The sequence below is a fragment of the Streptomyces sp. NPDC087428 genome, assembly GCF_044744085.1.
Lineage (GTDB): Bacteria > Actinomycetota > Actinomycetes > Streptomycetales > Streptomycetaceae > Streptomyces.
Genome location: NZ_JBIUXR010000006.1, coordinates 258,990 through 284,948 on the forward strand (window position 1 = coordinate 258,990; position 25,959 = coordinate 284,948).

Genomic DNA, 25,959 nt, shown 5'->3' on the forward strand with positions numbered 1-25,959 from the left:
CGGCAGGGCCGGGTCAGGGCGGGCTGATCCTCCGGGTGGGCCGTGGTGCACGGGCGCGTCGCTTGTGGCGCCCCGGGCGTACGGCCTCGCCGCGTCGGCGCGCCCGCCGGCGGGACACGTACGCCGCGGTGAACGCGGCGATCAGGAGCGGGAGGGCGACGAAGACCGTGACGGTCATCGGCCAGTCCGGATTCCTGCCGTACAGCTTCGCGACCATCCGGATCGCCAGGCAGATGCCGAGCACCACATAGGCGGCGCCCCAGGCGCGGGCACCCCACGCGGGTCCGTCGAACGACTCCGGCGACCGGTGCGGCCGGAGCAGGGTCCGCCCTCCCCACCCCGCGCAGCCCAGCCCCACGACCGCCGCGAACAGCGCTCCGAACGTGTCCAGCGCATCGGTCTGGATACCGGCCATCCGCGCCTCGCTCTCCTGCTTCACGCGGACCTCGACGTCAAGGGCCGTCCCGGACGGAATGATGGCCCGCCCGGACGTCCCACGTCATCTGCGGAGCACGGCAGTCGGCGGGCGGGGCGGCCTGCCGGATTCCGGCAAGGTGCACGCGAAAGGGGCGCACCCGGAACGAAACCGGGCACACCCCTCAATACACGTCACTCACACGCGGCCGCAGCCGTCAGCGGTCGAACTTCTCGCGGAGGTCGTCCGCCGCACCCCTGGCCTTGTCGCGACCCTGCTCGGACGCGTCGGAGGCCCGCTCGGACGCGTCCTGGGAACGGTCCCGGCCGTCGCCCTTGCCGTCCTTCATCTTCTTCTGCGCCTGGTCGGCGAGGTCCTGCGCCTTGTCCTTGAACTGGTCGGCGATGCCCATGCTGTTCACTCCTCGGTGGGATGCGTGGGGGACGGCCCCGTAAGGGCCCCGACCAGACTTACACGACCGGACAGTCACCGCATTTCGATCATTCACGCTGGGTGCGCGCCGCCCGTTCGTCCTGGTCAGCGGCACCGCCCGCACCGACGAGCCCCGTGCCGACCCCCTCCAGCCGCGGGCCGAACCGCCGCATCTCGCGCTGCCCGGCGACACCGATCAACGTCGGCAGGTAGCCCCGTACGGACTGCATGCCACGCAGCCACCACTGTGCGTAGACATGCGCGGAGCGGCGCTCGATGCCGGCCACTATCCGGTCGACGGCCGGGCCGAGCGGGTACGTCCGGTTCGTCGGCCAGGGCAGCCGCTGCCGCAGCTCGCGCATGACGTCGTCCTCGTCGGCGCCGCGCACCATGTCCGTATCGGTCCAGGAGAGGTAGCCGACGCCGACCTTCACGCCCCGGTACCCGACCTCCGCGCGCAGGCTGTGGGCGAACGCCTCGACGCCCGACTTGGACGCGCAGTACGCGGTCATCATCGGCGCCGGGGTCATCGCGGCGAGGGAGGCGATCTGGAGGAAGTAGCCGCGGCTCTCCATGAGGATCGGCAGGAACGCGCGGCCGGTGACCGCGCCGCCGATCAGGTTGACCTCGATGACCCGTCGCCAGGCCACGGGGTCGGAGTCGACGAAGGGGCCGCCCGAGGCGACGCCCGCGTTGGCGACGACCACGTCGATCTTGCCGAACCTGGCCTTGACCTCCTGCGCGACCCGGGCCATCGCCTCGTGGTCGGTGACGTCCGCGTACCAGTGGTCGCTCTCGCCGTGCAGCCGTTCCGAGACCTTCTTCAGCTCGTCCGGCTCCAGGCCGACCAGCGCCAGTGTCGCGCCGCGTGCCGAGAGCTTGCGGGCCAGCAGCTCGCCCACGCCGCGCGCCGCGCCCGTGACGACGACGACCTGTCCTTGGAGACTGTGCCTGCCGCTCATGCGACCTCCTCTTCCTTGCTCTCGACTTCGGCCGTTCCGCGCACCTGGAGGCACGCGGTCACCAGTTCCCGTATTTTCGCCGTGACCGCCTCCGGCGCCTCCACCGGAGTCATGTGGCCCAGCCCCGCCAGCTCGGTGAGCCCGAGGCAGTCGGGGAGTGCCGCCGCGAGGGCGCGGGCGTGGACGGGCGGCGTCAGCCGGTCCTCCGCACCCGCGATCACCGCGGTGGGCACCCGCAACTCCCGTACATCCTGGTCGAGATCGAGGCCCGCGAGGACGTGGCCCCAGGCGACCCGGGCGCCACGGGGGCAGGCGTGCACGATCCGGGCGCAGGTGTCGACCCGGTCCGGGGCCGAACCCGCGCCCATCGTCGCGTACTTGAGGATGCGGCGGGAGAGCGGAGTGACCGGCCCGAGCGGCGCCCGTGCGCCGAGGATCGCCCGCGTCATCCGGGTCCGGACCGTGCCGGCCCGCAGGGGCAGGACCCGCGATTCGGAGATCAGCCGCGAACTGCCGGTGCTGCACAGCAGTATGGCGGCCGCGTGCTCGCGCAGCCCGGTCCGGCGGGAGGCGGCCATCATCGTCATGCCGCCCATGGAGTGCCCCACGAGCACTGCTTTCTCGCCCGGTTCCAGGGTGGCGGCGAGGACCGCTTCGAGGTCGTCGGCCAGTGCGTCGGTGGTGTATCCGCCGGGGCCGGCCGCGGGCGAGGTGCCGTGGCCGCGCTGGTCGTAGGCGATGACGCGGTGGTCGACGGCCAGGTCCCGGATCTGGGCGTCCCAGAATCCGGTGTTGCAGGTCCAGCCGTGGGAGAGGAGCACCGCGGGAGCGCCGTCCTGTCCGTGCACCTCTATGTGTATGCGGGAGCCGTCGGCGGAGACGGCCATCAGTTCGCGTACGGGCACGGGCCGGGTGCCCCGGCCGCTCAGGCGGCGGCTCAGAGGGCGGCTCATCCGGCGACCTCCTCGGCGACGGCCTGCTTCGCGTCCCGCTGCGCGGGCACCCGTACGACCTGGTACTCCGTGATGTCGACCGTCCGCGTCGCCCTGCGGAACTCGGCGGTGGTGCCGGGCCAGACGGTGGTGTTGCGCCCGTTGGCGTCCAGGTACCAGCTGGTGCAGCCGCCGGTGTTCCAGACCGTGCGCTTCATCCGCTCCTGGACGCGGCGGTTCCAGGAGCCGACGGCCGAGGGCCGCGCGTCCAGTGCGACGCGGCCGCCCAGCACGTCCAGTTGGCGCAGGTAGTCGGCCATGTAGTTCAGCTGGGCCTCGATCATGAGGATCATCGAGGAGTTGCCCAGGCCCGTGTTGGGGCCGATGATCGTCATCCAGTTGGGGAAGCCGGCCGCACTCGCGCCGCGCAGCGCCTGCATGCCGCCCTTCCACGACTCGGCGAGCGTGTCGCCCTGCGCGCCCACCACGCGTTCGGCGATCGGCATGTCGGTGACGTGGAAGCCGGTGCCGAAGACGATCGCGTCGACCTCGGCCTCCGTACCGTCGGAGGCGACGACCGTCGAACCGCGCACCTCGCTCAGACCGGAGGCGACGACGTCCACATTGGGCTGGGCGAGCGCCGGGTAGTAGGCGCTGGAGAGGAGGATGCGCTTGCAGCCGATGCGGTACGAGGGGGTCAGCTTGGCCCGCAGCGCCGGGTCCTTGATGGAGCGCGCCATGTTGGACTTGGCTATCCGCTCGACCAGGCCCAGCTGGTCCGGGTGCTTGGTGAAGGCGCTGACCTGCAACTCCCTGATGCCCCAGAGCAGTCCGCGGCGTGCGGTGCCGGTGAAGGGCAGGGTGCGGTGCAGCCAGCGCTCCGCGCCGCTGATCTGCCGGTCCATCCGGGGCATGACCCACGGCGGGGTGCGCTGGAACAGCGTGAGCCTCGCGGCCTTCGGCTGGATCGACGGCACGATCTGGATCGCGGAGGCGCCGGTGCCGATCATCGCGACGCGCTTGCCGGCCAGGTCCGCGTCGTGGTCCCAGCGGGCGGAGTGGAAGACCTTGCCGGGGAAGTCCGCGAGCCCGGGGATGTCGGGCGTCTTCGGGTCGGAGAGCGGACCGGTCGCGGAGACGACGACATCGGCGAGGACCGTCGTGCCGTTCGCGCTCTCGATGACCCAGTGCAGCTCGTCCCCGTCCCAGCGCATCTTCGTCACCTCGTGGTTCAGCCTGAGGTGCGGACGCAGTCCGAAGGTGTCCGCGACGTGCTCCAGATAGGCGCGGATGTGCTCCTGCCCGGAGAAGGTGCGCGGCCACTCGGGGTTGGGGGCGAACGAGAACGAGTAGAGGTGGGACGGTACGTCGCAGGCGCAGCCCGGATAGCTGTTGTCGCGCCAGGTGCCACCGACCGAACCGGCGCGTTCCAGGACCACGAAATCGGTGATGCCTTCACGGCGGAGCCGGACAGCGGCCCCGAGGCCCCCGAATCCGGATCCGATCACCGCCACTCGTACGTGTTCGTGCTGGGCCATGCTGCCGCCTCCCCGCGGTACGTCACACGACTCTGCCAGCAATCACTGGCACAGTTGGGAGACTAGAGCAGCCCCGTACCGATGGGTAGGGGTGCGACGAGGGAAAGTTACCGGCGGTACAACAAGCGGGTTCCCCAGCGGGGCAGGCCGGTAGGGTGCGGGGGTGGCTGACGGACACGAGCACCGCGAATACCGCATGGAGGAACTGGCCAAGGAGGCCGGCATCCCCGTCCGGACCCTGCGCTTCTACCGGGAACGCGGCCTGATCTCACCGCCGCGCCGCGAGGGCCGCATCGCCTGGTACGACGACCACCACCTCACCCGGCTGCGCACGATCACCGGCCTGCTGGAGCGCGGCCACACCCTCACCGGCATCGCCGACCTCGCCCGCACCTTCGAGAGCGGCCGCGATGTCGCCGAGGTGCTGGGCCTGGGCGAACCGACCGAGGAGACCCCGGTCCGGCTCACGCCCGAACAGCTCGCGGACTACTTCGAGAGCGAGTCCACCCCGGAGAACCTGGCGGCCGCCATGGAACTGGGCTACCTCGGCACGGACGGCGACGAGATCGTGCACATCAGCCGCCGCCTCCTGGAGGTGTCGGCCGAACTGGTGCGGGAGGGGGTCCCGCTCGCCACGGTCCTCGCCTCCGGCCGCCGGGTCCGCGCACACGCGGACGCCCTGGCCGACCTCTTCGTCGCGACCCTGCGCGCACACAGCGAGGAGGAGGAACCGCCCCAGCTGCGGCCGCTGGCACGCGCGGTGGTGGACGCGGAACTCTCCATGGCCCTGGACCGGCGGCTGCGCCGCGACGCGGAGGCGGCGCGGCCGCCGACGGCGTAGGTCCCGCTCCTACTGCTCGTACACCACCGTCACCGGCGCGTGGTCGCTCCAGCGCTCGGCGTGCGTGGCGGCCCGTTCGACCCACGCCTTGGCCGCGCGGGCGGCCAGCCCCGGGGTGGCCACCTGGTAGTCGATGCGCCAGCCGGTGTCGTTGTCGAAGGCGCGCCCGCGGTAGGACCACCACGAGTACGGACCCTCGACGTCCGGGTGCAGGGACCGCACGACGTCGACGTACGCGGCCTCCCCGAAGACCCGGGTCAGCCACTCCCGCTCCTCGGGGAGGAAGCCGGAGTTCTTCTTGTTGCCCTTCCAGTTCTTGAGGTCGGCCTCCTGGTGGGCGATGTTCCAGTCACCGCAGACCACCACCTCGCGGCCCTCGGCGGCGGCCCGCGCCCTCAGCCCGGTCAGGTAGGGCAGGAAGAGCGCCATGAAGCGCTCCTTCTCCTCCTGCTTCTCCGTGCCGACCTCGCCGGAGGGCAGATACAGGCTCGCGACCGTGACGCCCGGCAGGTCGATCTCGACGTACCGGCCGCTCGCGTCGAACTCCTCGCCCCCGGCGCCGCCGAAGGCGCCGAAGCCGATCTGCACCCGCTCGGGCGCCCTGCGGGAGTAGAGCGAGACCCCGGCCCGGCCCTTGGCGGCAGCCGGCGCGTGGACGGTGTGCCACCCCTCGGGCTCACGCACCTCCGCGGGCAACTGCTCCGGCTCGGCGCGCACCTCCTGGAGGCAGATCACATCGGCGTCGGTCCGCGCCAGCCACTCGACGAAGCCCTTCTTGGCGGCGGCGCGGAGACCGTTTACATTCACGGAGGTCACAGTGAGCATCCCGGCACGATACCGACATCCGGGGTCCGCATACATGTACCATGATTCGCATGAATATCCACACCCGCGCCTTCGATCACCCCGATGCCGTCAAACTCAACGATCGCGTGCAGCTCGAATACGCCGAGCGCTACGGGGACGAGGGCGATGTCACACCGCTGGACGCCACGATGTTCGAGCCGCCGCGCGGCCTGTACCTGATCGCCTACGACGCGTCGGACAGCCCGGTCGCCACCGGCGGCTGGCGCTCGCAGGAGCGGAACGCCGAGGGGTACTCGGACGGGGACGCCGAGCTGAAGCGGATGTACGTGATACCCGAGGGGCGCGGCAACGGCCTGGCCCGCCGCATCCTGGCCGCACTGGAGGCCGACGCCCGCGCGGCCGGCCGCGTCCGCATGGTCCTGGAGACCGGCGACAAGCAGCCCGAGGCGATCGCCCTGTACGCCTCCAGCGGCTACGCGCCCTGCGAGAAGTTCGGCCACTACCGGGACTACGAGAACAGCCTCTGCTACGCCAAGCCGCTGCGGGACACGACCGCCTGAGACCCGGCGCCGGCCGGACCCGACGGACCCGATCCGGACGCCTGCCGTGACCGCCCCGGCCGCTACCGGACCCGGGCGACGCCCACGTAGAACCCGCTGCGCTCCACGACCGGCGCCGGCTCCTCGCGGTACCACTCGGTCGCCGGGACGAGCCCGGGTCCGACGAGTTCCAGCCCCTCGAAGAACCGCTCCACCTCGGCACGCGTACGCATCCGCAGCGCGATGGCGCCCTTCCGGTACGCCGTCTCGGTCTCCTGCCTCAGCTCCGGATGCTGGTCGGCGGTGCCGTGCGAGAGCACCAGGAAACTGCCCGGGGCGAGCGCGTCGACCAGGGTGCGGGTGATGCCGTACGGGTCCTGGCCGTCCGGCAGGAAGTGCATCAGCGCGATGAGCGACAGGGCGACGGGCCGGTCGAAGTCCAGCAGCTCACGCGCCCGTTCGAGGATCACCTCAGGCTCCCGCACATCGGCGTGCAGGTAGTCCGTGGCCCCTTCGGGGGTGCTGACGAGCAGCGCCTCCGCGTGCCGCAGCACGATCGGGTCGTTGTCCGCGTACACGATCCGGGCCGTCGGCGTGATGGCCTGGACGATCTGGTGGAGGTTGGGTTCCGTGGGGATGCCGGTGCCGATGTCGAGGAACTGGTCGATCCCGCCCCGCGCCAGCCACGCCGAAGCGCGGTGCATGAACGCCCGGTTGCGCGCCGCGTTGCCCCGCGCCGCCTCCGGCAGCTTCTCCGCCACCTGCTGATCGACCGGGTAGTTGTCCTTGCCGCCCAGCAACCAGTCGTAGACGCGCGCGGGGTGCGGCTTGCTGGTGTCGATCCGCGGGTGGGGTATGCCGGCCGTCACAGGACGCTCCTCTGTACGGGAATCACGGGTGCATCTGAGCAGGCTCAGCGTAGGCGACGTACCGGAGCGGATCGATCCTCATAGCTCGAATCATAGAAATTAAGTTTTCCGCGTTGACGACTTAAAAAACTCAAGGTAAAAATGAACATGAGCGCATCACCGAGTGTGAGGAGCCGAGGGTGGACTGGCAGGAACTGACGGACCTGACGCAGGGGCGGCCGTTCGTGGTCGAGCGGGTCCGGCTCGCCGACAACGGCGTCGCGGTCGAGGGGCAGTTCGAGCCCCCGCAGCTGGCGCGGCTCGCCGTCGACGACCAGGTGTTCGTTGCCGCGTTCGTGCGGTCGCACGGTTCGATCAAGGAGATGGAGCGGATCTTCGGGGTGAGCTACCCGACGGTCAAGTCCCGGCTGAAGCGGATCGCCGAGCACCTCGACTTCGTCGACACCGACCCGGCACCCGCCGGTGCCGACGTCGTCGACCGCCTGCAACGGGGGGAGATCAGCGCCGAGGAGGCGCTGGCCGAGCTGGAGAGGCTCCGGTGATCCCGCAGTTGGTGACGGTGGGCTACCGCCGCGCCGACGGCCGCCGGCGGCGGCTGTACGTCCCGCTGCTGCCGTTGGCCGTGCTGCTGTCACCGCTGCTGCTGCTCGCCGTACTGGCCGGGCTGGTCACATGCCGCGTGTTCCGGGTGAGTCCGCTGGGCGCGCTGCGCTGCGCCGGACACCTGCTGTGGGCGCTGCCCGGCACCCGGTTCGAGCTGGAGCAGGGCCCGACGGCCGTGCTGATAAGCGTCAGATGAATCCGAAGGGGAGAACAACCATGAACGAGCAGCGTCGCCAGATCCTGCAGATGCTGGCCGAGGGCAAGGTCACCGCGGACGAGGCCGAGCGGCTGATCGACGCCCTCGAACGCCAACAGCCCGAGTCCCCGCAGGGAGCCGCGCCCCGGCCGAAGGCCCGGCCCAAGTACCTGCGTGTGGTGGTGAATTCGGAGGACGACGGCGGCGGCGGCGACGGGCCGAGCCGCATCAACATCCAGGTCCCGCTGCAACTGCTGCGCGCGGGGGTCCGCATCGCGAGCCTCCTCCCGCCGCAGGCGCTCACCAAGGCCAACGCGGAACTGCGCAAGTCAGGGGTGCCGATCGACCTCACCGAACTCAAGCCGCAGCACCTGGAGGAACTCGTCGAACACCTCGACGAGGTCACCGTCGACGTCGACGACCCCAGCGGCAAGGTGCAGATCTTCTGCGAGTAGCGCGGCCGCGACGCTCCTCTCTTCTGCACGTCGGTCTCACAAGTCTCGTACGTCTCGCACGTCTCGCACAGGAGAACTCCATGCCTTTATCTGTCATGTCCACGTCTAGTTCGGCGAGTGGCCCGCAGCCACCGGTCGCCATCTCCGCCGTCGGCCTGCGCAAGTCGTACAACGACAGACTCGTCCTCGACGGCATCGATCTGCGCATCCCGGCCGGGTCCGTGTTCGCACTGCTCGGGCCCAACGGCGCCGGCAAGACGACCACCGTGAAGATCCTCTCCACCCTCATCTCCGCCGACGAGGGGCAGGCCCAGGTCGCGGGCCACGACATCGCGACGAACCCCCAGGCCGTGCGGGCCACGATCGGCGTCACGGGGCAGTTCTCCGCCGTGGACGGCCTGATCACCGGCCAGGAGAACATGCTCCTCATGGCGGACCTGCACCACCTCCCCCGCGGCGAGGGGCGGCGGGTCGCCGCCGAACTCCTGGCCCGCTTCGACCTCACCGACGCCGCGAAGAAGCCCGCCTCCACCTACTCGGGCGGCATGAAGCGCCGGCTCGACATCGCCATGACCCTGGTCGGCAACCCGCGCATCATCTTCCTCGACGAACCCACCACCGGCCTCGACCCCCGCAGCCGCCACAACATGTGGAACATCATCCGCGAGCTGGTCGCCGACGGCGTGACCGTCCTCCTCACCACCCAGCACCTCGAAGAAGCCGACGAACTCGCCGACCGCATCGCCGTACTCAACAACGGCAGGATCGCCGCCGAGGGAAGCCCCGGCGAACTCAAGCGGCTCGTCCCGGGCGGGCACATCCGCCTCCGCTTCACCGACCCGGCCGCACACCGCGGCGCCGCCGCCACCCTCCACGACGCCACCAGCGACGACGAGGCGCTGTCCCTCCAGATCCCCAGCGACGGCAGCCAGCGCGAGCTGCGCGCCATCCTCGACCGCCTCGACTCCGCTGGCATCGAGGCCGACGAACTGACCGTGCACACCCCCGACCTCGACGACGTGTTCTTCGCCCTGACCAGCACCGCAGGCATCCCCGACCAGCCCAAGGAGACAGCCCGATGAGCGCCCTGTCCCTCGCCGCACGCGACTCCGGCACCATGCTCCGCCGCAACCTCCTGCACGCCCGGCGCTACCCGTCCGCAACCCTGAACCTGCTGCTCACGCCGATCATGATGCTGCTCCTGTTCGTCTACGTCTTCGGCGACGTGATGAGCGCGGGCATCGGAGGCGGCGGCGCGGACCGCTCCGCGTACATCGCCTACATCGTCCCGGGCCTGCTGCTGATGACCATCGGGAGCACCGTGATCGGGGCGGCGGTGCACATCTCCATGGACATGACCGAGGGCCTCGTCGCCCGCTTCCGCACGATGGCGATCCACCGGAGTTCCCTGCTCATCGGGCACGTCGTCGGAAGCGTCCTGCAAGCGGTGATGAGCGTGATCCTCGTCGGCGCGGTAGCCGTCGCCATCGGCTTCCGCTCCACCGACGCCGGCGTCCTGGAGTGGATCGCGGCGTTGGGGCTGATCACCCTGTTCTCCCTGGCGCTCACCTGGATCGCGATCGGGATGGGCCTGGCCGGCCCGAACCCGGAGGCGGCCGGCAACATGGCCATGCCGCTGATCCTCCTCCCCCTCATCTCCAGCGCCTTCATCCCGGCCGACACGATGCCCGGCTGGTTCCAGCCGATCGCCGAGTACCAGCCCTTCACCCCCGCCATCGAAACCCTGCGCGGCCTGCTCCTCGGCACCGGGATCGGCAACAACGGATGGCTCGCCGTCGCCTGGTGCGTCGGCCTGACCGTGCTCGGCTACCGCTGGTCCACCTCACTGTTCAACCGCGACCCGAAGTAGCGGGACCACCACGCCGACGCGGGGAGGGCCCTCCCCAACCTCCTTGCCTTGAAGCGCACTTCAACACCCACACTCCCTCCCACGGCCACCGGCCGACGGCGGCCTGGGCGGCCAGAGCGAGCGGCTGCTCGGGAAGTGGCGGCGCGGCCGGGAACGGCTCGGCGTGCTCTACGCCCACATCGAGGACCGGACCGTCCCGCTCCGCGAAACCGTGGAGGCCCCCCGCTGGCCGGCGCATGGGGCGGGGCCTTTTCGACCCCGTCAATATCGGTCACAGCGGCCGAATATGAGCGCCACGGAGGAACTGCCACCAGGTATAGGAAGAGTCAAATTTGACAGACAATACGGGCACCAAGGACGCTCGAATACCAAACCCAATACCGCACAAGCGACTGATTATGTGAAGATGAGGCCGACCGATACACCGGAGACGTAGCCATACGGGGGCCGTGCTGTGTTCTGTCACTCCTTCCCTCCACCGCCGAGAACCTCTGGGGAATACGCGCGTTCCAGGCGTGATTCCTTCCGGCGGCGAGTCATCCACAGCTCACCTGTGCTCAGGGCTTGATTGTTCGCACCGCAATAACGGCCGGGACGACGGGACCGCTGATCCGCGGCGCCCACGCATGCTCATGCTTTGCCCCACGCCTACCGGGATCAGGTGCTGAACAATGGTGCAGCGTGATATCGAAGTGAAGCTTCTCCGCACCCTCGTGGCTATTGTCGACGAGAACGGCTTTGCCCGCGCGGCTCAGACACTGCACGTGACGCAGCCGACCGTGAGTCAGCAAATGCAGCGCCTGGAGTCCGTAATCCAGGCCCCGCTGTTCCAACGTGGTAAACGGCCTGTACAGCTCACTCCGGTCGGCCGGGAGTTGGTGGCACATGCCCGTCGCGTCATCCTGCTGAACAGTGAAGTCCTCAGCGAATTGTCGGCCATACACAGCCATCAGTCGTTCAGCATGGGATGTTCGGTGCACCTTGCCGACGGGCTGAAGAGCATGATCAGCCAACTGGCGCTGGAACGACCCCAGCTGCGGGGGACGATGACGACCGGCCTCAGCTCCGCGCTCGCCGACGGACTCGCCCGCGGGGAGTTCGAGGCGGCCCTGCTCCTGGGGACGGAGACGCCTCGCAGCGAGGTGCTGGGGCGGTTGCGTCTGGCCTGGTTCGGCGAAGCCCCCCTCGACTCCGGGGGCAGCCTCCCGATGGCTTTCGACAGCGGGCGTTCGACGCTGAGCACCCGGATCATGGACACGCTGGCCGAGCGCAAGGTCGCCTGGCACTCGGTTCCCTGGTGCTCCGACCCGCTGTCGATCCGCGCCTCCGTGCAGGCGGGCCTGGCCTACACGGCCCTACCCGCGAACACCCATCACAACCACCTCTCCCTGCGTCCCACCCCCACCGGTCTGCTCGGGCCCCCGCCCGAACCCCTCCTCGTCCACCTGGCCTTCTCCTCCACGGCCCGTAAGCCCGTCCTCGAGGCGGCGCGCGCCGTGGCCCGCGCGACGCTCAGGGCCCTGCCCGTCCTGCCGCTGTGAGGTGCAGGCCGGCCGGCCCGGTGTCCACGTCCTCTCGGGCGCGGGCCCACCGGACCGCACCGGCCGGGTCAGTACGAGGTCCGGGCCGCGCCGCGTTGTACCAGCTTGGGGCCGTAGGGCGCGGAGTCCAGCCACGCCCCCGCCTTCAGCCCGGCCGAGGCCACCGCGGCGGCTGCCCGCCGTCGCAGGCGGAACGACGGGCGCTCCGCCAGCATGTGTTCGAGAGCCGCGCCGGCGCAGGCCCGGTTGTACACGGCGGCCTCCCTGCGCTCGTCGGCGAACCGGCCGATCTCCGCTCGCGCCACGGCGTCGCTTCCCGCGGACAGGGCCGCCCCCACGGCCTGCACGGCCCGGACCGCGTCGGGGATGCTGGAGTTCATGCCCCGCGCGCCGAACGGCGCGAACAGGTGCGAGGCCTCACCCGTCAGCAGAACCCGGCGGTGGTCGTCCGTGAAGGCCGCGGCCACCTTCTGGGCGAAGCGGTAGGTGGACACCCAGCTCACCCGTTCCCCGTAGGACTCGGGCATCACCCGGGGGATCCACCGTCGCAGCCCCTCGGGCGAGATGTACGTCGCCGGGTCGTCGTTCACCAGGAGGTTGAGGTCGACCCGCCAGCCGCCGGCGAACGGGACGATCAGCACGTTGCGGCCCCCGACCCCGGGGTGGTGGTAGTGGAAGACCCGTTCCACGGGCAGCGGGTGCGCGGGGTCGTCGTCGAGGTCCACCACCACGAAGGTGTTCCGCGAGCGCGGACCTTCCAGCGGACTGCCGATGGCGGACCGCAGCGGCGAGCGCGACCCGTCCGCGGCGATCACGTACTCCGCCTGCCACTCGGTGCCCGAGGAGTCCACCAGCCGTACGCCGTCCGGGCCGCTGCGGGCCGATGTGACCTCCACGCCCCAGTGGAACTCCACCCCCTGCTTCTCGCACGCGGTGGCCATCAGGTCCTCCGTCTGCACCTGCGGCAGGCTGGTGAACGGCGGCAGCCCCTCGCGGCGCAGCGGCGGATAGGTGTGCGCGTATATCTCCCGCCCGGCCCAGAGCGACCGCTTGGTGGACCACATCAGGCCACGGCCGGCGATCTCCTGGCCCAGCCCGGGACTGAGCCGCTCCAGCTCGCGCAGTGACACTCCGTGCAGATACGCGGCGCGGCTGCCGGGCCGCACCGTGTCCTGGTCACGCCTGTCCAGAACCACCGCGGGCAGGCCGGCGGCGCGCAGCGCCAGCGCGGCGGTGAGCCCGGCCGGGCCGGCGCCGACGACCAGAACGGGATGACGGGAGGTCGCTCCGGTGCCGGTGCTCATGCCTCCTCCCCCTCGGCCAGGTGGACGACATCCGGCGTGAAGGAGACGATGCGGCCGTCCAGGCCGCCGGTCAGCATGGCGTGCCACAGGGCGGGGCGCATTCCGGTCTCCTCGCGACGCAGGACCACTTCGCGGTCCTCGGTGGTCAACTCCAGGTAATCGCCCACCTGGTGGACGTCCATCCCGGCGGTCCGCGCGGTGTGGACCACGGGTTCGAACTCCGGTACGTCGAGCACGTACACCGACACCGTCATGCGCCCGGCACCTCCGCGTTCTTCCGTATGAGCTCCGCCTTGCGCTGCCACAGCGCCTGCGCCGAGGGCTGGGGCGACTCGCAGACGTCTGCGAGCGCGGCCAGGGTCAGCTCCGCGTCGCGGGAGTCGATCCCGGACATCTCGCGAAGCGGCCGGGTGATCTCCAACTGGATCCCGTTGGGGTCGTCGAAGTAGATCGATTCGATCAGCTCGTGCCCCATCGGCCGGGTGACCCGGACCCCGTGCGCCTTCAGCCGGTCCCGCCACGCCAGGAGCTCCTCCTCGGTGTCGACGTGGAAGGCGACATGGCGGGAGCGGTGCATCAGGTCGCTCGGCGGCTCCTCGTCCGGCAGGCCGAAGTAGTAGAAGAACGCGATCCGGTTCCCCCGGCCCATGTCGAAGAAGAAGTGCACGAAGTCCGGGTAGTCCTCGGTGACCCAGCCCGTCGCCGTGATGGCGTGGATCAGGGGCATGCCGAGGGCCCGGGTGTAGAACTCCTGGGTAGCGCGCGGATTCCAGGTGACGAAGGCCAGATGGTCGACGCCGTCCAGACGCAGGCCCGGCCGACGGGTCTGCGGGGGTGGCGGTGCGCTCTCCAATGTTCCTCCTCGTTCATGGGGGCGGGCATGGGGACGGGCATGGGGACGGGGCAGGGGCGGGACGACGGCAGCCGGCGCGCTGCCGGTGAGACGGATCAGCGTGCGGGAGAGGGGCTCTTCCCGCGCAGTCCCGTGCCGGTGATGAGGGCTCCGATCAGCAGGGCCGTCCCACCCGCGACCAGAGCCCACCGGGTCCCGTCGGCGTTGGTCGGGGCGAGGTTGAGGATCACACCGAAGGCGGCGACACCCAGCGAGGCACCCACCTGACGGGCCGAGTTGAGGGATCCCGCACCGATGCCTGCGAGGTCCACCGGGATCGAGCTCGCCATCCCGGCCACCAGGGCGGGCAGGGCGAAGGAGATCCCGAACCCGAAGGCGAGCAGGCCCACCACGGTGACGGCGAGATCGAGGCCGGAGTTGCCGGTGAACGGCGCCTGGAGCAGCGCACCGGTCCCCATCAGGACGAAGCCGATCGTGGCAGGGCGGCGCGGGCCGATGCGGCCGACCAGCCGGCCGGTGTAGATCGGGTTGAACGCGGTCGGCAGCGTCAGCGGGAGGAACGCGAGACCGGCGGCGAAGGAGGAGTAGCCGCGACTGTCCTGGAAGAACAGTGACAGGACGAACAGCAGCCCGGACAGACCGAAGTTGGCCAGCAGGCCGGCCGCCAGCGCGGCCGAGAAGCTGCGGCTGCGGAACATCCGCAGCGGGAGCATCGCCGCGTCACCGGCGCGCGACTCGGTGACGAGGAAGGTCACCACCGCGATCGCCGTCAGCGCGAAGGCGATCAGCACACCAGCGTCCGACCAGCCCTTGGAGGGGCCCTCGATCAGTCCGTACACCAGCGCCGCCAGGGCGGTCACACCGCTGAGCTGTCCGATCAGGTCGAGGCCGCTGCGCTGCTTGCGCGCGGTCTCCGGGGCCAGCCGCAGGGTGATGACCAGGCTGATCACGGCCAACGGCACGTTGATCAGGAAGATGGCCCGCCACCCGACCGTGTCGGTCAGGACACCGCCCACCAGCGGGCCGGCGGCGAGCGCGGCGCCCGTGATCGCGGCCCACGAGCCGACCGCGCGGGCGCGCTCGGCCGCGTCGGTGTACGCGTTGGTGATCACGGCCAGCGACGCCGGGAGCAGCAGTGCTCCCGCCACGCCGAGGGCCAGGCGCAGCACCACGAGCGCGTTGAGCGTCGTCGCCGCGGCCGAGACGCCGGAGAGCACCCCGAACGCCACGAGTCCCCAGAGGAAGATCCGCCGGCCGCCGTACCGGTCCGACAGCCAGCCGGCCGTGAGCAGCAGCGCGGCGAAGGTGATGGTGTAGCCGTTGGTGACCCACTGCAACCCGCTCAGCCCGATGTGCAGATCGCTGGAAATGGCGGGGAGCGCGACCGAGACGATGGTCATGTCCAGCAGGACCATGAAGTAGCCGAGCGAAAGTCCTACCAGCAGAGTGCGCGAAGGCTTACCGGTGGGTTCCTCCTCGGTGACGGAAGCCCGCTGTGGTTCCGCCTGCGTTGCCATGTGTTTCTCCTCGGATTCAGAATCGGTCTTTCCGCCGCCCGAACCGGTTCGTCGGGCGCGGACTCTTCATTCAAGCTGACCCATAAGTGAGATTGACGGTGATGGCGGAGGGAATACCCTATGGGTGACATCGGCACGGCCGATGGATCAGGAACTGGGGGGCGAAAGCATGGAGTTACGGCATCTCCGGACGTTCGAAACGGTGGCCCGGACACTCAGCGTGACGCAGGCCGCTCGCGAACTGCACTACGCGCAGTCCAGTGTGAGCGACCAAATTCATTCACTGGAACGTGAATTGGGTGTCGATCTGCTCGACAGGTCGCAGCGAAAGGTCCGGCTCACCCCGCAGGGTGCGGTGCTGTCGGAGTACACCGACCGAATCCTCAAGCTTCTGGAGGAGACCCGGTGGGCGGTCTCGCGCCCCGGTTCGGAGCTGGCCATCGGCACGCTGGAGACCGTGGGGCTGCACCTGCTGCCGACCGTTCTCTCGTCCTACCGCTCGCTCTACCCGGAGTCCCGGGTGCGCGTGGGGCAGGACAGCCGCGGTGAGCTGTACAAGGCGGTGCGCCGGGGCGATCTGGACCTCTGCCTGACCTTCGGTGACCCGCCCCACGACGCGAGTCTGCGCTTCGAGACCCTGGCCGAACAGCCACTGGTCGTCATCGTGCCTCCCGGCCACCACCTCGCCGCACGCGGCCGGGCGGCCGGTCTGCACGAACTGGCGGCGGAGCCCTTTCTCGCCACCGAGCGGGGGTGCGGGTTCCGGGAGATGTACGACAACGCCTTCGGGGCCACGCCGCCGAAGGAACCGGTCGCGGAGGTCTCCGGCATCGGCACACTGGGGGCGTGCGTGGCGGCCGGGATGGGCTGCGCGCTGCTCCCGCTGATCTCGGTGCGCGGACAGGCCGACCGGGGCGAGGTGGTCGTCGTGGAGGTCGGTGACACCGACCTGCGCACCACGGTGACCATGACGTGGCTGGACCGCAATTCCACCAATCCCAGCCTGGCCAACTTCCAGGCGGTGCTGCGCAAGCAACTGGGCGGCTGACACCGCTCCGCGCCCGGTCACGGCCGTGCGGCCTGCGGTTCGGGGGCGGGCGCCGCCGGCGTGGCCGTGGTCCGCGTCGGTGTGGGCCGCGGCTCCGCGAGCGGCGGCAGCGGGATCGCCCTCAGCCGGGAGCGGGCGATCTTGCCGGTGACCGTGGTCGGCAGCGCGTCGACGATCACCAGCTGCTCGGGCAGCTTGTACGTGGCAAGCCCCTTGGCCGAGAGATGGGCGGTCACCTCCCCCAGGGTCAGCTCTCCGGCGCCCTCGCGGAGCGCGGCCACCAGACAGGAGCGCTGGCCCAGGCGCGGATCCGGCCGCCCGAGCACCGCGTGCTGCGCCAGTTGCGGAAGATCGTCGAGCAGCTCCTCCACCTCCAGCGCGCTGAACTTCAGCCCGCCCCGGTTGATCCGTTCGTCGGCGCGCCCCCGGTAGCCGACCGAGCCGTCCGGGTTCAGTACCGCCAGGTCTCCGGAGCGGAGCCAGCCGTCGCCGGTGAGCGCGGCCCGGGTCAGCTCCGGGGCGCCGTGGTATCCGTGGAACATGTACGGGCTGCGGTACTGCAACGCGCCGGTCCGGCCCGGCGCTGCGGGGGCGCCGTCCCGGTCCACCACCCTGACCTCCGCGCCGGACACCGGCCGCCCGATGGTGGACGCGGCCTCGGGCGGATCGCCGGGGCGGGTGCAGGTGCCCGCACCGATCTCCGTCATCCCCCACTGCACGACGAGGCGAGCGCCCAGTGTGCGCCGTACGTCGTCGGCCAGCTCGCGGGGCACGGGTGCCCCGCCGGTGCGTACCTCCCGCAGTCCGGCCGGGGCGCCGGTCTCCGGGCTCTCCTCCCTCAGCACGGCCAGTACGTCGCGCAGTTGGGCCGGCACCGCGAACGCGGCGGTCGCCGAAGCGGCGCGCAGCGCCTCCAGGAACCGCCGTGCGTCCCACCCGTCGAAGAGGCCGACGCGTCCGCCGGTGACCAGCGCCAGGTGCACGGAGAGCAGCCCGAAGGCGTGGCTGAGCGGGCTCGCGGAGACGATCGTGTCCGTCGCGCCGAGGCCGCCGTCCCGCGCCACGGCCGCGGCGTTGCCGAGCAGCCCCGTGTGGCTGTGCACACAGAGTTTGGGCCTCCGGGACGTGGTCCCGGAGGAGGCGAGCAGCATCAGCGGCGCGTCCGGGTCCTGTGGCCGGTCCGCCGGTGCCTCGACCGGGTCCGGTGCCCCGTCCAGCAACTCGGCCGAGTCCAGGAGCCCGGCCGTCCCGGGCCGTGGGCCGCCGGTGTCCGCGGAGGCCCCGGAGGAGATCCAGACGTGCCGCAGGGACGGGCAGTGTGCGCGCAGCTCCACCATGTCGCCCACCCGGTCCCGGCCCCGGTGGGCACCGCTTGCCACCAGCGCGACGGCCCCGGACTGCTCGACCAGCGACCGCACCTCGTGTGCCCCGTAGTTCGCGTGCAGCGGGAGCAGCAGGACGCCCAGCCGGGCGGTGGCCGCGTGCAGCACCACCCACTCCCAGCAGTTGGGCAGTTGGGCCGCCAGGACCTCACCGGCCCGCAGCCCCCGCCGGGCCAGCGCCCCGGCGGTGCGCTCGGCCTGGAACCGGCAGTCGCCCCAGGTTCGCCACCGGGTTCCGTCCCACACGGCAGGTCCCGTGCCACGGGCCGCGGCACGCTCCAGGGCTTCGGTGAACGTCATGGGCATTGTCGTCGATTCTGGGCGGGGAGTGCTCACGAGGATCCTCCGTCTACGGCAGAACGAACACGCGCCGGCTGGCCGACACGGATTCTGGGCCGTGGGCTGAGGAATCGTCCAGGGAATCCCTCATAAATATTTATGATCCTGGCCGCCCGGCGAGAGCGATAAGCAACCCTTATCCCGTGATCGATGGCCGGTGTCAGCCCCGGTTTCGCCACGGTTTTCGCGTGTTCCTTCGGAACGGCCGATCCTTCGCATCGGCTTGACCGAACCAAGCGCCGGCGTCCCGCACAGGGGTGCCTTGCTGCACTCTCGCGCTCCTGCCTGCACTCCTTCGGGATCGGACCGGTAAGGAATTTTGATGGAGACGGACCAGAAATGAGCTTCGGATCGGCGGTGTATCCGACCAACGCACACCCGTTCGGTGGGGCCGATGGATGCAATCGCGAAGACCGAAACATCGCGTTTCCCCAGCACATCCGCCTTTTTCCCGGGCGGGCTCATTTCCGGTCCGGCATTTCTTGATTGCGCGGCCACAGGCGGGCTTGCTGAGACCGAGAGAACGGCCTAAGAATGTCGGCGGCCCTGACACAGGAGGTATCGATGTCCGTTGCCCAGCCTTCCGGTAAAGCAAATGAACGCATGCGGTCCGTCGAGGGGATTTCCGAGGAAAGCGCCTTCTCCGGTGACGACCTGCGGCGTCTGGCCGACACCGTCCGCGATGCCCGTTCCGCCTGGACGGCCTCGGCTTCGTCACTTCTCGCTCAGGTGGAGACCGGCGGCGATGCCACCTTTCTGACCGAACAGCACTGCGTGTTCGACCACTGTGCCGTGCTGTTGTTCCCGCGCACCCTCGCCGCAGGCCTGCACCACCTGCACCAGCGTGGCCTCGCGCCCCTGCCCACCGTGCCGAGCACGGTGGTCCGCCGGCGCCTGAGCGAGCGATACGGCCTCGACCCGGCCGAAGCGAGCATCCACATCACCCGCATCCGGCCGGAGCTGCCGGACGGGCGGCGCCACGCGTCGGTCGAGGTGTTCCTCTTTCCCCGCGACTCAGCGGCCTTCGATCCCGTCATCGAGAAGTCCGAGGTCACGCACGACTTCGAGCAGCACACCGCCTTCGTGTGCGAGAACCCGAGCGCACCCGTGCTCGACGCCCTCGTCACCGCCTGGCGCACCGAGGCCGGACTGCTGTGGGAGGGCGGCGGCTACAACCCCCACGAGGGCCCGCACGGATCGACGGTCATGTACTTCGTACGCGACCACGCCTGGCCCGCCCGGCGCCGCCGGTTCGAGCTGCACAGCGCGGGCGACCTCAGGGAGTTCATCGCCCGCACTCCGCAGGACACCGAAGCAGTCCGCCACGCCTACACCGCGTGGCACCGCACCGAGCACGCGACACACCTCTGAGACCTGCCGGAGAGCCCGGCCGGTCCAGCTCTGCGTCCTCATTCCTCACGTCCTCAGGAGCACTCCGTGTTGCGGAACGACACTCTGACCGCCAGGAACCTGGCCCTCACCCCCGAACTGCACACCTACCTCCTCGACCAGGGCCGGATGACACCCGACCCGGTCCTCGCCGAGCTGATCGAGCACACGCACAAGGCGATACCCGACCAGGCGCACATGACGGTCGCGCCCGAGGAGGGCGCCCTGCTGACCTTCCTGGTACGGCTGCTCGGCGCTCGCGACATCGTCGAGGTGGGCACCTTCACCGGGTACTCCTCGCTCTGTCTGGCCCGCGGTCTGCCGCCCGGCGGCTCGCTGATCACCTGTGACATCTCCGCCGAATGGACCGCCCTCGCCCGCGACTTCTGGGACCGGGCCGGCGTGGCCGACCGCATCGAACTCCGGCTGGGCAACGCGCTGGAGACCCTGCGCGCCCTGCCCGCCGAACCGCACCTGGACCTCGCGTTCATCGACGCGGACAAGCCGGGCTACATCGGCTACTGGGAAGAGCTGGTCCCGCGTCTGCGGCCCGGCGCGCTCCTGCTGGTCGACAACACGCTCTTCAACGGCGAGGTGATCGACGACAGGCCCGCGCCGAAGCCCGCCGCCGTCCGGGCGTTCAACGAGCACGCCCGCCAGGACGACCGCGTACAGCTGGTCATGCTGCCGCTCGCCGACGGCCTGACGATGGCCCGCCGGCTGCCGCCCGGCGAGTCACCGGTCTGAGGGCGCGCCGCACATGCCGACGACTCCCCCGCCCTCAGCTCCGCCCGCCAGGAGGCCATACGTGAGCACCATGACCGGAGTCGGCTACCCGCTGCCCTCGCTCGGGGCCGAGGGCCCGTTCGTGGACCTCGACGAGGAGTGTCCCTGGGACCTGAGCACGGCCGAGCAGCAGCCGGTCTGGGGCGACCCGGTACAGGCCGCGGCCGTGCGCGCCGAGCTGGCCAAGCTGCCCGGTCTGGTCACCTGGGAGGAGATCCGCCTGCTGCGGACCCTGCTCGCCGAGGCCGCGGCCGGCCAGTACCTGGTGATCCAGGCGGGCGACTGCGCCGAGGACCCGGCGGAGTGCGAACCGTGGGCGGTCATGCGCAAGGCCGGTCTGATCGACGCGCTGGCCGGGGTGATGGTGGCCGGCACCGGCAAGCCGGTCGTACGCATCGGACGCATCGCCGGGCAGTTCGCCAAGCCCCGCAGCGCCACCACAGAGACCGTCGGCGGTGTCGAACTGCCCGTCTACCGGGGCCACCTGGTCAACGGACCCGAACCCACCCCCACCGCCCGGCAGGCCGATCCGACGCGCATGCTGGACTGCTATCACGCGGCGTTCCGCGCCGTCACCTACCTGCGCCAGCGCACCAGCGCCTGGATGCCGCCCACCGGCGCCCCGGTGTGGACCAGCCACGAGGCACTCGTCTTCGACTACGAACTGCCCCTGCTGCGACGCACCGTCACGGGCGACACCCTGCTGGCCTCCACCCATCTGCCGTGGATCGGTGAGCGGACCCGGCAGCCCGACGGCCCGCACGCGATGATGCTGGCCGAGGTGGCCAACCCCGTGGCGTGCAAGATCGGACCCACGACACAGCCGGCCGACCTGCTCGCCCTGTGCGCCCGCCTCGACCCGGACCACGAGCTCGGCCGCCTCACCCTCATCGCCCGCATGGGTGCCGGGAAGGTCACCACCGCGCTGCCGCCGCTCGTCACCGCCGTACGGGAGGCCGGCCACCGCGTCGTGTGGCTGAGCGACCCCATGCACGGCAACACCGCCACCTCGCCCGGCGGTACGAAGGTCCGCCCGATGAACGCGATCGTCGCCGAGGTCCGGGGCTTCCTGAAGGCGGTCACCGAGGCCGGCGGCAACCCCGCCGGCCTGCACCTGGAGACGACCCCGCACGACGTCACCGAATGCGTCTGGGGCGACGACCTCTCCGAGGTGGACGCCGTCCGCGGCGCCCGCGGCCCCTCCCGCCCCTCGTCCTCCCACTGCGACCCGCGCCTCAACCCGGCGCAGGCCGTCGAAGTGGCCCGCGTGTGGGCGAACCCGCCCGCATGAACCCGGCACCCGCGGCAGGCGCGGCCTCCCGCCGCGCACATCCCACGCGTGCCGTCCGCCAAGGAAAGGAACACACCATGACCGAGACCGTCATCCGCGCCGAGGACGGCGCGGCCTTCATGATCAATGTCTTCGACGTCGCCCCGGAGAACCAGAAGGAACTCGCCGAGGTCATGAGCGAGTGCGCCGACAAGTACATCCGGCACCACACGGGATGCCTCTCGGTGAACCTCCTCACCAGCAACGACGGCAAGCGGCTCCTCTACATCGCGCAGTGGCGCAGCAAGTCCGACATCAAGGCGGCGCTGGGCGACCCCGACATCCAGGCCGCCCGGGAACGCGCGGCGGAGCTGGCCAAGCCCGACCCGCACGCCTACACCGTGTACGCGCTGCACCACCCGGAGAGCTGAGGCGGCAGGGCCCCCAGCCGGGGTACCCACGCGGTCCGGTCCCGGCCGGGGTGATCCTGCCCTGCCGTGATCCGAACGAGTGGCCCCGGCGACCGTGTCCCCGCCGCCCTCCCACGCGGGCCGCCGCCCGTGCCCACGCCCGGCGGCCCGTGTGCGGCGGCGCCACGGATCCGGCGTCCCCACCCGGGCGCCGCCCCTGTGCCGTCCCGCACCACCCCGCCCCACCCCGTCCGAGCCGGTAGCCGCCGCAACCCGAGGGAGCACTGTGTCCCGTCGTCTGTTCACCTCCGAGTCCGTGACCGAGGGCCACCCCGACAAGATCGCCGACCAGATCAGCGACACCATCCTCGACGCACTGCTCCGGAGCGACCCGGCCTCCCGGGTCGCCGTGGAGACCCTGATCACCACCGGCCAGGTCCACGTGGCCGGCGAGGTCACGACCACGGCGTACGCGCCGATCGCGCAACTGGTCCGCGACACGATCCTGGAAATCGGCTACGACTCGTCCACGAAGGGCTTCGACGGCGCCTCGTGCGGGGTCTCGGTCTCCATCGGAGCGCAGTCGCCCGACATCGCCCTCGGCGTCGACACGAAGGACGGACCCGCCGACGCCCTGGACGGCCAGGGCGCGGGTGACCAGGGCCTGATGTTCGGCTACGCGTGCGACGAGACACCCCAGCTGATGCCGCTGCCCATCCAGCTCGCCCACCGGCTGGCGGACAGACTGACCCGGGTCCGCAAGGACGGCACCGTGCCCTACCTGCGGCCCGACGGCAAGACGCAGGTCACCATCGAATACCGGGCGGACCGCCCGATCCGGCTCGACACCGTCGTCGTCTCCAGCCAGCACGCGGCCGGGGTCGATCTCGGCGGACTCCTCGCTCCCGACGTACGGCGCCATGTCGTCGAACCGGTCCTCGCCGAACTGGCCGCCCAGGGAACCAAGCTGGAGACCGACGACTACCGGCTGCTGGTCAACCCGACCGGGCGCTTCGAGATCGGCGGCCCGATGGGAGACGCCGGCCTGACCGGCCGCAAGATCATCATCGACACGTACGGCGGGATGGCCCGCCACGGCGGCGGCGCCTTCTCCGGCAAGGACCCCTCGAAGGTGGACCGCTCGGCGGCCTACGCCATGCGCTGGGTCGCCAAGAACGTCGTCGCAGCCAGACTCGCCACACGCTGCGAGGTGCAGGTCGCCTACGCGATCGGCAGGGCCGAACCGGTAGGGCTCTTCGTCGAGACCTTCGGTACGGCCACCCTGGACGACGACCGGATCGGCGCCGCCATCGGTGACGTCTTCGACCTGCGCCCGGCCGCGATCATCCGGGACCTCGACCTGCTGCGCCCCCTCTACGCGCAGACGGCCGCGTACGGGCACTTCGGCCGTGAGCTGCCCGGTTTCACCTGGGAACGGACGGACCGGGTCGACGCGCTGCGTACGGCTGCGGGGCTGTGACATGCGAATCGCCGTCACCGGCTCCATCGCCACCGACCATCTGATGGTCTTCCCCGGGCATTTCGAGGAGCAGCTCCTGGCCACCCAACTCGACCACGTCTCGCTGTCGTTCCTCGTCGACACCCTCGACATCCGGCACGGCGGCGTGGGTGCCAACATCGCGTACGGCCTCGCTCGCCTGGGTCACCACCCGCTCCTGGTGGGCTCCGTGGGACGGGACTTCGCCGCACACCACGACCATCTCGCCTCCCTCGGTGTCGACATGACGGCGGTCCGGGTCTCCCCCACCCTCCACACCGCACGCTTCATCTGCACCACCGACGCCTCGGGCAACCAGCTCGCCTCGTTCTACGCCGGCGCCATGGCCGAGGCCTCGGCCACCGACCTCACCGACGTCCTGCGCGACGACGAGGCCGGGATCGACTTCGTACACATCGGCGCCGACGACCCCGCCGCGATGTCCCGCCACACGCGGGCCTGCCGCACGCTCGGCATGCCGTTCGCGGCCGACCCCTCGCAGCAGCTGGCCCGCCTGGACGGCCCCACGGTCCGCGAACTCGTCGCGGGCGCGGCGCTGTTGTTCACCAACGCCTACGAACGGGCGCTCCTGCTCGACAAGACCGGCTGGCACGAGCAGGACGTCCTGGACCGCGTCGGCACGTGGATCACCACCCGGGGAGCCAAGGGCAGCCTCATCGAACGCCGCGGCGAGCCCGTCGTCGAGGTCGACGCCGTGACCACCGCCGAGGCCGTGGACCCCACGGGCGTCGGTGACGCGTTCCGCGCCGGGTACCTGTCCGCGACCGGCCACGGCCACGGCGCGGTCGGCGCGGCCCGCGCCGGATCCGCCCTGGCCACCCTCGCCCTGCGGCACGTCGGCCCGCAGACGTACGAGCCGGATCCCGCCCTGCTGGAGGAATCGCTGACCGCGGCCTACGGCCCCGGTGCCGCCGCCCTGATGACAGGAGCACCGCGATGACCACCGCGCCGGCCGTCGCCCGCCCGTCCGCGGTCGCCTCGCCCGGGGCCCGGCCGTCCGTGGCCGAGATCCTGGCGGCGGGCGCGCGCTCGTACTCCTTCGAGTTCTTCCCACCCCGCACGGAGAAGGGCGAGCGCCTCCTGTGGGAGGCCGTACGCCGCATCGAGGCGGTGCGCCCCGCATTCGTCTCGGTCACCTACGGCGCGGGCGGCTCCTCGCGCGCCCGTACCGTCCATCTCACCCGGCGGATCGCGGAGGAGACCACTCTGCGGCCGGTCGCCCACCTCACCGCCGTCGGCCACTCCGTCGCCGAACTCCGCAGGATCATCGGCGGATACGCCGACGCGGGCATCCGGGACATCCTCGCCCTGCGAGGCGACCCGCCCGGCGACCCGCGCGGCACCTGGACAGCGCATCCGCGAGGGCTCCGGCACGCCGCCGACCTGGTGCGGCTGATCCGTACCTGCGGCGACTTCTCCGTCGGAGTGGCCGCCTTCCCCGAGCGCCACCCGCGCTCCGTCGGCTGGGACGACGACATCCGCCACTTCGCCGCGAAGTGCCGGGCCGGCGCCGACTACGCCCTCACCCAGATGTTCTTCCGCGCCGAGGACTACTTCCGCCTGCGCGACCGCCTCCGGGCCGCGGGCTGCGACACCCCGGTCATCCCCGCGATCATGCCCGCCACCGATGTACGGCAGATCCGCCGGTTCGCCGAACTCAGCGACGCCACGTTCCCCGACGACCTCGCCGCCCGACTGGACGCGGCCCGCCACGATCCCGCCCTGGCCCACCGCGCAGGAGTGGAACACGCCACCGCCCTCGCGCAGAGCCTCCTGGACGCGGACGCCCCCGGGCTGCACTACATCACCCTCAACCACTCCACGGCCGCCCTGGACATCCACCGCCGACTGAGCCTGCCCGCACCGCCGGAGGCCCTGGACGCGGCGCTTCCACTACCGTCCGGATTCGCCGCGGCCGAGTGAGCGGTGCGCGAGTGCGATGCGGATCGGTCAGCCTGCCGTCAGCTTGTGCACGCCACCCTGCCGCGCTGTCCCGGCCCGGCCACGGCCCCACCGCCCACCGCTGCCCCGCACCGGCCCCGTTCGGACATCGCCTCGCACAGACCCCGGAAACGCCAAGATCCCGCCCGATCAATCAGATCGGACGGGATCTTGTGAACTCTTCTTGAGCTAACTCAAGAA

At 71.0% G+C, this 25,959-nt stretch carries 28 protein-coding genes and 1 pseudogene; 17 read left to right on the forward strand and 12 right to left on the reverse strand.

Going from position 1 to position 25,959, the window contains the following annotated elements; all coding sequences use genetic code 11:
* Positions 1-13: 13 nt before the first annotated feature.
* From ACIO3R_RS14875 to ACIO3R_RS14895, 5 genes are all read right to left on the reverse strand, one after another.
* A complete protein-coding gene (locus ACIO3R_RS14875; protein ID WP_402105872.1) occupies positions 14-439 on the reverse strand; it encodes a hypothetical protein in 426 nt (141 codons plus the stop codon).
* A gap of 193 nt (positions 440-632) precedes the next feature.
* Positions 633-827, reverse strand: a complete 195-nt coding sequence (locus ACIO3R_RS14880; RefSeq protein WP_385347544.1) for a hypothetical protein — start codon at positions 825-827, stop codon at positions 633-635.
* 88 nt (positions 828-915) lie between these two features.
* The gene (locus tag ACIO3R_RS14885) at positions 916-1,809 is read right to left on the reverse strand and encodes an SDR family oxidoreductase (RefSeq protein ID WP_402105874.1); all 894 of its coding nucleotides are present in this window, start codon (positions 1,807-1,809) and stop codon (positions 916-918) included.
* Positions 1,806-2,762, reverse strand: a complete 957-nt coding sequence (locus ACIO3R_RS14890; RefSeq protein WP_402105876.1) for an alpha/beta fold hydrolase — start codon at positions 2,760-2,762, stop codon at positions 1,806-1,808. Before ACIO3R_RS14890 ends, ACIO3R_RS14885 begins: the two co-directional genes overlap by 4 nt.
* Complete coding sequence (locus ACIO3R_RS14895; RefSeq protein WP_385024968.1) at positions 2,759-4,279, reverse strand: flavin-containing monooxygenase; 1,521 nt, start codon at positions 4,277-4,279, stop codon at positions 2,759-2,761. The genes ACIO3R_RS14890 and ACIO3R_RS14895 overlap by 4 nt, the downstream gene beginning before the upstream one ends.
* Before the next feature lie 196 nt (positions 4,280-4,475).
* Here ACIO3R_RS14895 and ACIO3R_RS14900 point away from each other — a divergent pair, with 196 nt between their 5' ends.
* Positions 4,476-5,120: a MerR family transcriptional regulator gene (locus ACIO3R_RS14900; RefSeq protein ID WP_402106051.1), complete on the forward strand. Its 645-nt coding sequence runs from the start codon at positions 4,476-4,478 to the stop codon at positions 5,118-5,120.
* Between the two features lie 9 nt (positions 5,121-5,129).
* Here the strand turns inward: ACIO3R_RS14900 and ACIO3R_RS14905 are convergent, their stop codons facing one another.
* The gene (locus tag ACIO3R_RS14905) at positions 5,130-5,945 is read right to left on the reverse strand and encodes an exodeoxyribonuclease III (RefSeq protein ID WP_385024971.1); all 816 of its coding nucleotides are present in this window, start codon (positions 5,943-5,945) and stop codon (positions 5,130-5,132) included.
* A 50-nt stretch (positions 5,946-5,995) separates the two neighbouring features.
* Between ACIO3R_RS14905 and ACIO3R_RS14910 the strand changes: the two genes are divergently transcribed.
* Positions 5,996-6,487: a GNAT family N-acetyltransferase gene (locus ACIO3R_RS14910; RefSeq protein WP_385024973.1), complete on the forward strand. Its 492-nt coding sequence runs from the start codon at positions 5,996-5,998 to the stop codon at positions 6,485-6,487.
* 62 nt (positions 6,488-6,549) lie between these two features.
* Here the strand turns inward: ACIO3R_RS14910 and ACIO3R_RS14915 are convergent, their stop codons facing one another.
* Positions 6,550-7,335, reverse strand: coding sequence for an SAM-dependent methyltransferase (locus ACIO3R_RS14915; RefSeq protein ID WP_385024976.1), 786 nt, complete (start codon positions 7,333-7,335; stop codon positions 6,550-6,552).
* Positions 7,336-7,514: 179 nt separating this feature from the next.
* Between ACIO3R_RS14915 and ACIO3R_RS14920 the strand changes: the two genes are divergently transcribed.
* From ACIO3R_RS14920 to ACIO3R_RS14950, 7 genes and pseudogenes are all read left to right on the forward strand, one after another.
* Positions 7,515-7,877, forward strand: a complete 363-nt coding sequence (locus ACIO3R_RS14920; RefSeq protein ID WP_363024069.1) for a DUF2089 domain-containing protein — start codon at positions 7,515-7,517, stop codon at positions 7,875-7,877.
* Positions 7,874-8,134 carry a hypothetical protein gene (locus ACIO3R_RS14925; protein WP_385024981.1) on the forward strand — a complete coding sequence of 87 codons (261 nt, stop codon included), beginning with the start codon at positions 7,874-7,876 and terminating at the stop codon, positions 8,132-8,134. Before ACIO3R_RS14920 ends, ACIO3R_RS14925 begins: the two co-directional genes overlap by 4 nt.
* 20 nt (positions 8,135-8,154) lie before the next feature.
* A complete protein-coding gene (locus ACIO3R_RS14930) occupies positions 8,155-8,589 on the forward strand; it encodes an SHOCT-like domain-containing protein (protein ID WP_402105878.1) in 435 nt (144 codons plus the stop codon).
* An 80-nt stretch (positions 8,590-8,669) separates the two neighbouring features.
* On the forward strand, positions 8,670-9,671 hold the full coding sequence (locus ACIO3R_RS14935) for an ATP-binding cassette domain-containing protein (protein WP_402105880.1): 1,002 nt from the start codon (positions 8,670-8,672) through the stop codon (positions 9,669-9,671).
* Positions 9,668-10,459 (forward strand): ABC transporter permease, encoded by a 792-nt coding sequence (locus ACIO3R_RS14940; RefSeq protein WP_402105881.1) that lies wholly within the window; start codon positions 9,668-9,670, stop codon positions 10,457-10,459. The genes ACIO3R_RS14935 and ACIO3R_RS14940 overlap by 4 nt, the downstream gene beginning before the upstream one ends.
* A 94-nt stretch (positions 10,460-10,553) precedes the next feature.
* A pseudogene (locus ACIO3R_RS14945) lies at positions 10,554-10,676 on the forward strand (aldo/keto reductase); the annotation flags it as partial.
* A gap of 454 nt (positions 10,677-11,130) precedes the next feature.
* The gene (locus ACIO3R_RS14950; RefSeq protein WP_385347525.1) at positions 11,131-12,000 is read left to right on the forward strand and encodes a LysR family transcriptional regulator; all 870 of its coding nucleotides are present in this window, start codon (positions 11,131-11,133) and stop codon (positions 11,998-12,000) included.
* Between the two features lie 68 nt (positions 12,001-12,068).
* Here ACIO3R_RS14950 and ACIO3R_RS14955 read toward each other — a convergent pair whose 3' ends face one another.
* The 4 genes from ACIO3R_RS14955 to ACIO3R_RS14970 all read right to left on the reverse strand — a co-directional run bounded on the left by ACIO3R_RS14955 (position 12,069) and on the right by ACIO3R_RS14970 (position 15,674).
* A complete protein-coding gene (locus ACIO3R_RS14955) occupies positions 12,069-13,304 on the reverse strand; it encodes an FAD-dependent monooxygenase (RefSeq protein ID WP_385024992.1) in 1,236 nt (411 codons plus the stop codon).
* The gene (locus tag ACIO3R_RS14960) at positions 13,301-13,558 is read right to left on the reverse strand and encodes a hypothetical protein (RefSeq protein WP_385024995.1); all 258 of its coding nucleotides are present in this window, start codon (positions 13,556-13,558) and stop codon (positions 13,301-13,303) included. Before ACIO3R_RS14960 ends, ACIO3R_RS14955 begins: the two co-directional genes overlap by 4 nt.
* Entirely contained in the window at positions 13,555-14,157 is a 603-nt protein-coding gene (locus ACIO3R_RS14965) for a VOC family protein (protein WP_329615748.1), read from the reverse strand. The genes ACIO3R_RS14960 and ACIO3R_RS14965 overlap by 4 nt, the downstream gene beginning before the upstream one ends.
* A gap of 95 nt (positions 14,158-14,252) precedes the next feature.
* Complete coding sequence (locus tag ACIO3R_RS14970) at positions 14,253-15,674, reverse strand: DHA2 family efflux MFS transporter permease subunit (protein WP_385024999.1); 1,422 nt, start codon at positions 15,672-15,674, stop codon at positions 14,253-14,255.
* A 169-nt stretch (positions 15,675-15,843) separates the two neighbouring features.
* On the opposite strand from ACIO3R_RS14970, the gene ACIO3R_RS14975 reads away from it, so the two are divergent.
* Entirely contained in the window at positions 15,844-16,722 is an 879-nt protein-coding gene (locus tag ACIO3R_RS14975) for a LysR family transcriptional regulator (protein WP_385025002.1), read from the forward strand.
* A gap of 17 nt (positions 16,723-16,739) precedes the next feature.
* On the opposite strand, the gene ACIO3R_RS14980 is transcribed toward ACIO3R_RS14975, so the two are convergent.
* Positions 16,740-18,404, reverse strand: coding sequence for an AMP-binding protein (locus ACIO3R_RS14980; protein ID WP_402105884.1), 1,665 nt, complete (start codon positions 18,402-18,404; stop codon positions 16,740-16,742).
* A gap of 642 nt (positions 18,405-19,046) precedes the next feature.
* Between ACIO3R_RS14980 and ACIO3R_RS14985 the strand changes: the two genes are divergently transcribed.
* The 7 genes from ACIO3R_RS14985 (at position 19,047) to metF (ending at position 25,740) form a co-directional block, all read left to right on the forward strand.
* Positions 19,047-19,814 carry a hypothetical protein gene (locus ACIO3R_RS14985; RefSeq protein ID WP_385025008.1) on the forward strand — a complete coding sequence of 256 codons (768 nt, stop codon included), beginning with the start codon at positions 19,047-19,049 and terminating at the stop codon, positions 19,812-19,814.
* 66 nt (positions 19,815-19,880) lie between these two features.
* Entirely contained in the window at positions 19,881-20,579 is a 699-nt protein-coding gene (locus ACIO3R_RS14990; RefSeq protein ID WP_385025011.1) for an O-methyltransferase, read from the forward strand.
* Positions 20,580-20,649: 70 nt separating this feature from the next.
* On the forward strand, positions 20,650-21,909 hold the full coding sequence (locus tag ACIO3R_RS14995) for a 3-deoxy-7-phosphoheptulonate synthase (protein ID WP_402106054.1): 1,260 nt from the start codon (positions 20,650-20,652) through the stop codon (positions 21,907-21,909).
* A gap of 77 nt (positions 21,910-21,986) precedes the next feature.
* Positions 21,987-22,319, forward strand: a complete 333-nt coding sequence (locus ACIO3R_RS15000) for an antibiotic biosynthesis monooxygenase (RefSeq protein WP_385025014.1) — start codon at positions 21,987-21,989, stop codon at positions 22,317-22,319.
* Positions 22,320-22,584: 265 nt separating this feature from the next.
* Positions 22,585-23,778, forward strand: a complete 1,194-nt coding sequence (metK, locus tag ACIO3R_RS15005) for a methionine adenosyltransferase (protein WP_385025017.1) — start codon at positions 22,585-22,587, stop codon at positions 23,776-23,778.
* 1 nt (position 23,779) lies between these two features.
* The gene (locus tag ACIO3R_RS15010) at positions 23,780-24,757 is read left to right on the forward strand and encodes a carbohydrate kinase family protein (protein ID WP_402105887.1); all 978 of its coding nucleotides are present in this window, start codon (positions 23,780-23,782) and stop codon (positions 24,755-24,757) included.
* A complete protein-coding gene (metF, locus tag ACIO3R_RS15015) occupies positions 24,754-25,740 on the forward strand; it encodes a methylenetetrahydrofolate reductase [NAD(P)H] (RefSeq protein WP_385025023.1) in 987 nt (328 codons plus the stop codon). Before ACIO3R_RS15010 ends, metF begins: the two co-directional genes overlap by 4 nt.
* Positions 25,741-25,959: the final 219 nt, after the last annotated feature.

What these genes read in the sequence shown, in the direction of transcription:
- ACIO3R_RS14880 (WP_385347544.1), bottom strand. Translation starts at nt 827, where the DNA reads ATGGGCATCGCCGACCAGTTCAAGGACAAGGCGCAGGACCTCGCCGAC.
- ACIO3R_RS14885 (WP_402105874.1), bottom strand. Translation starts at nt 1,809, where the DNA reads ATGAGCGGCAGGCACAGTCTCCAAGGACAGGTCGTCGTCGTCACGGGC.
- ACIO3R_RS14890 (WP_402105876.1), bottom strand. Translation starts at nt 2,762, where the DNA reads ATGAGCCGCCCTCTGAGCCGCCGCCTGAGCGGCCGGGGCACCCGGCCC.
- ACIO3R_RS14895 (WP_385024968.1), bottom strand. Translation starts at nt 4,279, where the DNA reads ATGGCCCAGCACGAACACGTACGAGTGGCGGTGATCGGATCCGGATTC.
- ACIO3R_RS14900 (WP_402106051.1), top strand. Translation starts at nt 4,476, where the DNA reads ATGGAGGAACTGGCCAAGGAGGCCGGCATCCCCGTCCGGACCCTGCGC.
- ACIO3R_RS14905 (WP_385024971.1), bottom strand. Translation starts at nt 5,945, where the DNA reads ATGCTCACTGTGACCTCCGTGAATGTAAACGGTCTCCGCGCCGCCGCC.
- ACIO3R_RS14910 (WP_385024973.1), top strand. Translation starts at nt 5,996, where the DNA reads ATGAATATCCACACCCGCGCCTTCGATCACCCCGATGCCGTCAAACTC.
- ACIO3R_RS14930 (WP_402105878.1), top strand. Translation starts at nt 8,155, where the DNA reads ATGAACGAGCAGCGTCGCCAGATCCTGCAGATGCTGGCCGAGGGCAAG.
- ACIO3R_RS14935 (WP_402105880.1), top strand. Translation starts at nt 8,670, where the DNA reads ATGCCTTTATCTGTCATGTCCACGTCTAGTTCGGCGAGTGGCCCGCAG.
- ACIO3R_RS14940 (WP_402105881.1), top strand. Translation starts at nt 9,668, where the DNA reads ATGAGCGCCCTGTCCCTCGCCGCACGCGACTCCGGCACCATGCTCCGC.
- ACIO3R_RS14950 (WP_385347525.1), top strand. Translation starts at nt 11,131, where the DNA reads ATGGTGCAGCGTGATATCGAAGTGAAGCTTCTCCGCACCCTCGTGGCT.
- ACIO3R_RS14955 (WP_385024992.1), bottom strand. Translation starts at nt 13,304, where the DNA reads ATGAGCACCGGCACCGGAGCGACCTCCCGTCATCCCGTTCTGGTCGTC.
- ACIO3R_RS14960 (WP_385024995.1), bottom strand. Translation starts at nt 13,558, where the DNA reads ATGACGGTGTCGGTGTACGTGCTCGACGTACCGGAGTTCGAACCCGTG.
- ACIO3R_RS14970 (WP_385024999.1), bottom strand. Translation starts at nt 15,674, where the DNA reads ATGGCAACGCAGGCGGAACCACAGCGGGCTTCCGTCACCGAGGAGGAA.
- ACIO3R_RS14975 (WP_385025002.1), top strand. Translation starts at nt 15,844, where the DNA reads ATGGAGTTACGGCATCTCCGGACGTTCGAAACGGTGGCCCGGACACTC.
- ACIO3R_RS14980 (WP_402105884.1), bottom strand. Translation starts at nt 18,404, where the DNA reads ATGACGTTCACCGAAGCCCTGGAGCGTGCCGCGGCCCGTGGCACGGGA.
- ACIO3R_RS14985 (WP_385025008.1), top strand. Translation starts at nt 19,047, where the DNA reads ATGCGGTCCGTCGAGGGGATTTCCGAGGAAAGCGCCTTCTCCGGTGAC.
- ACIO3R_RS14995 (WP_402106054.1), top strand. Translation starts at nt 20,650, where the DNA reads ATGACCGGAGTCGGCTACCCGCTGCCCTCGCTCGGGGCCGAGGGCCCG.
- ACIO3R_RS15000 (WP_385025014.1), top strand. Translation starts at nt 21,987, where the DNA reads ATGACCGAGACCGTCATCCGCGCCGAGGACGGCGCGGCCTTCATGATC.
- ACIO3R_RS15010 (WP_402105887.1), top strand. Translation starts at nt 23,780, where the DNA reads ATGCGAATCGCCGTCACCGGCTCCATCGCCACCGACCATCTGATGGTC.
- metF (WP_385025023.1), top strand. Translation starts at nt 24,754, where the DNA reads ATGACCACCGCGCCGGCCGTCGCCCGCCCGTCCGCGGTCGCCTCGCCC.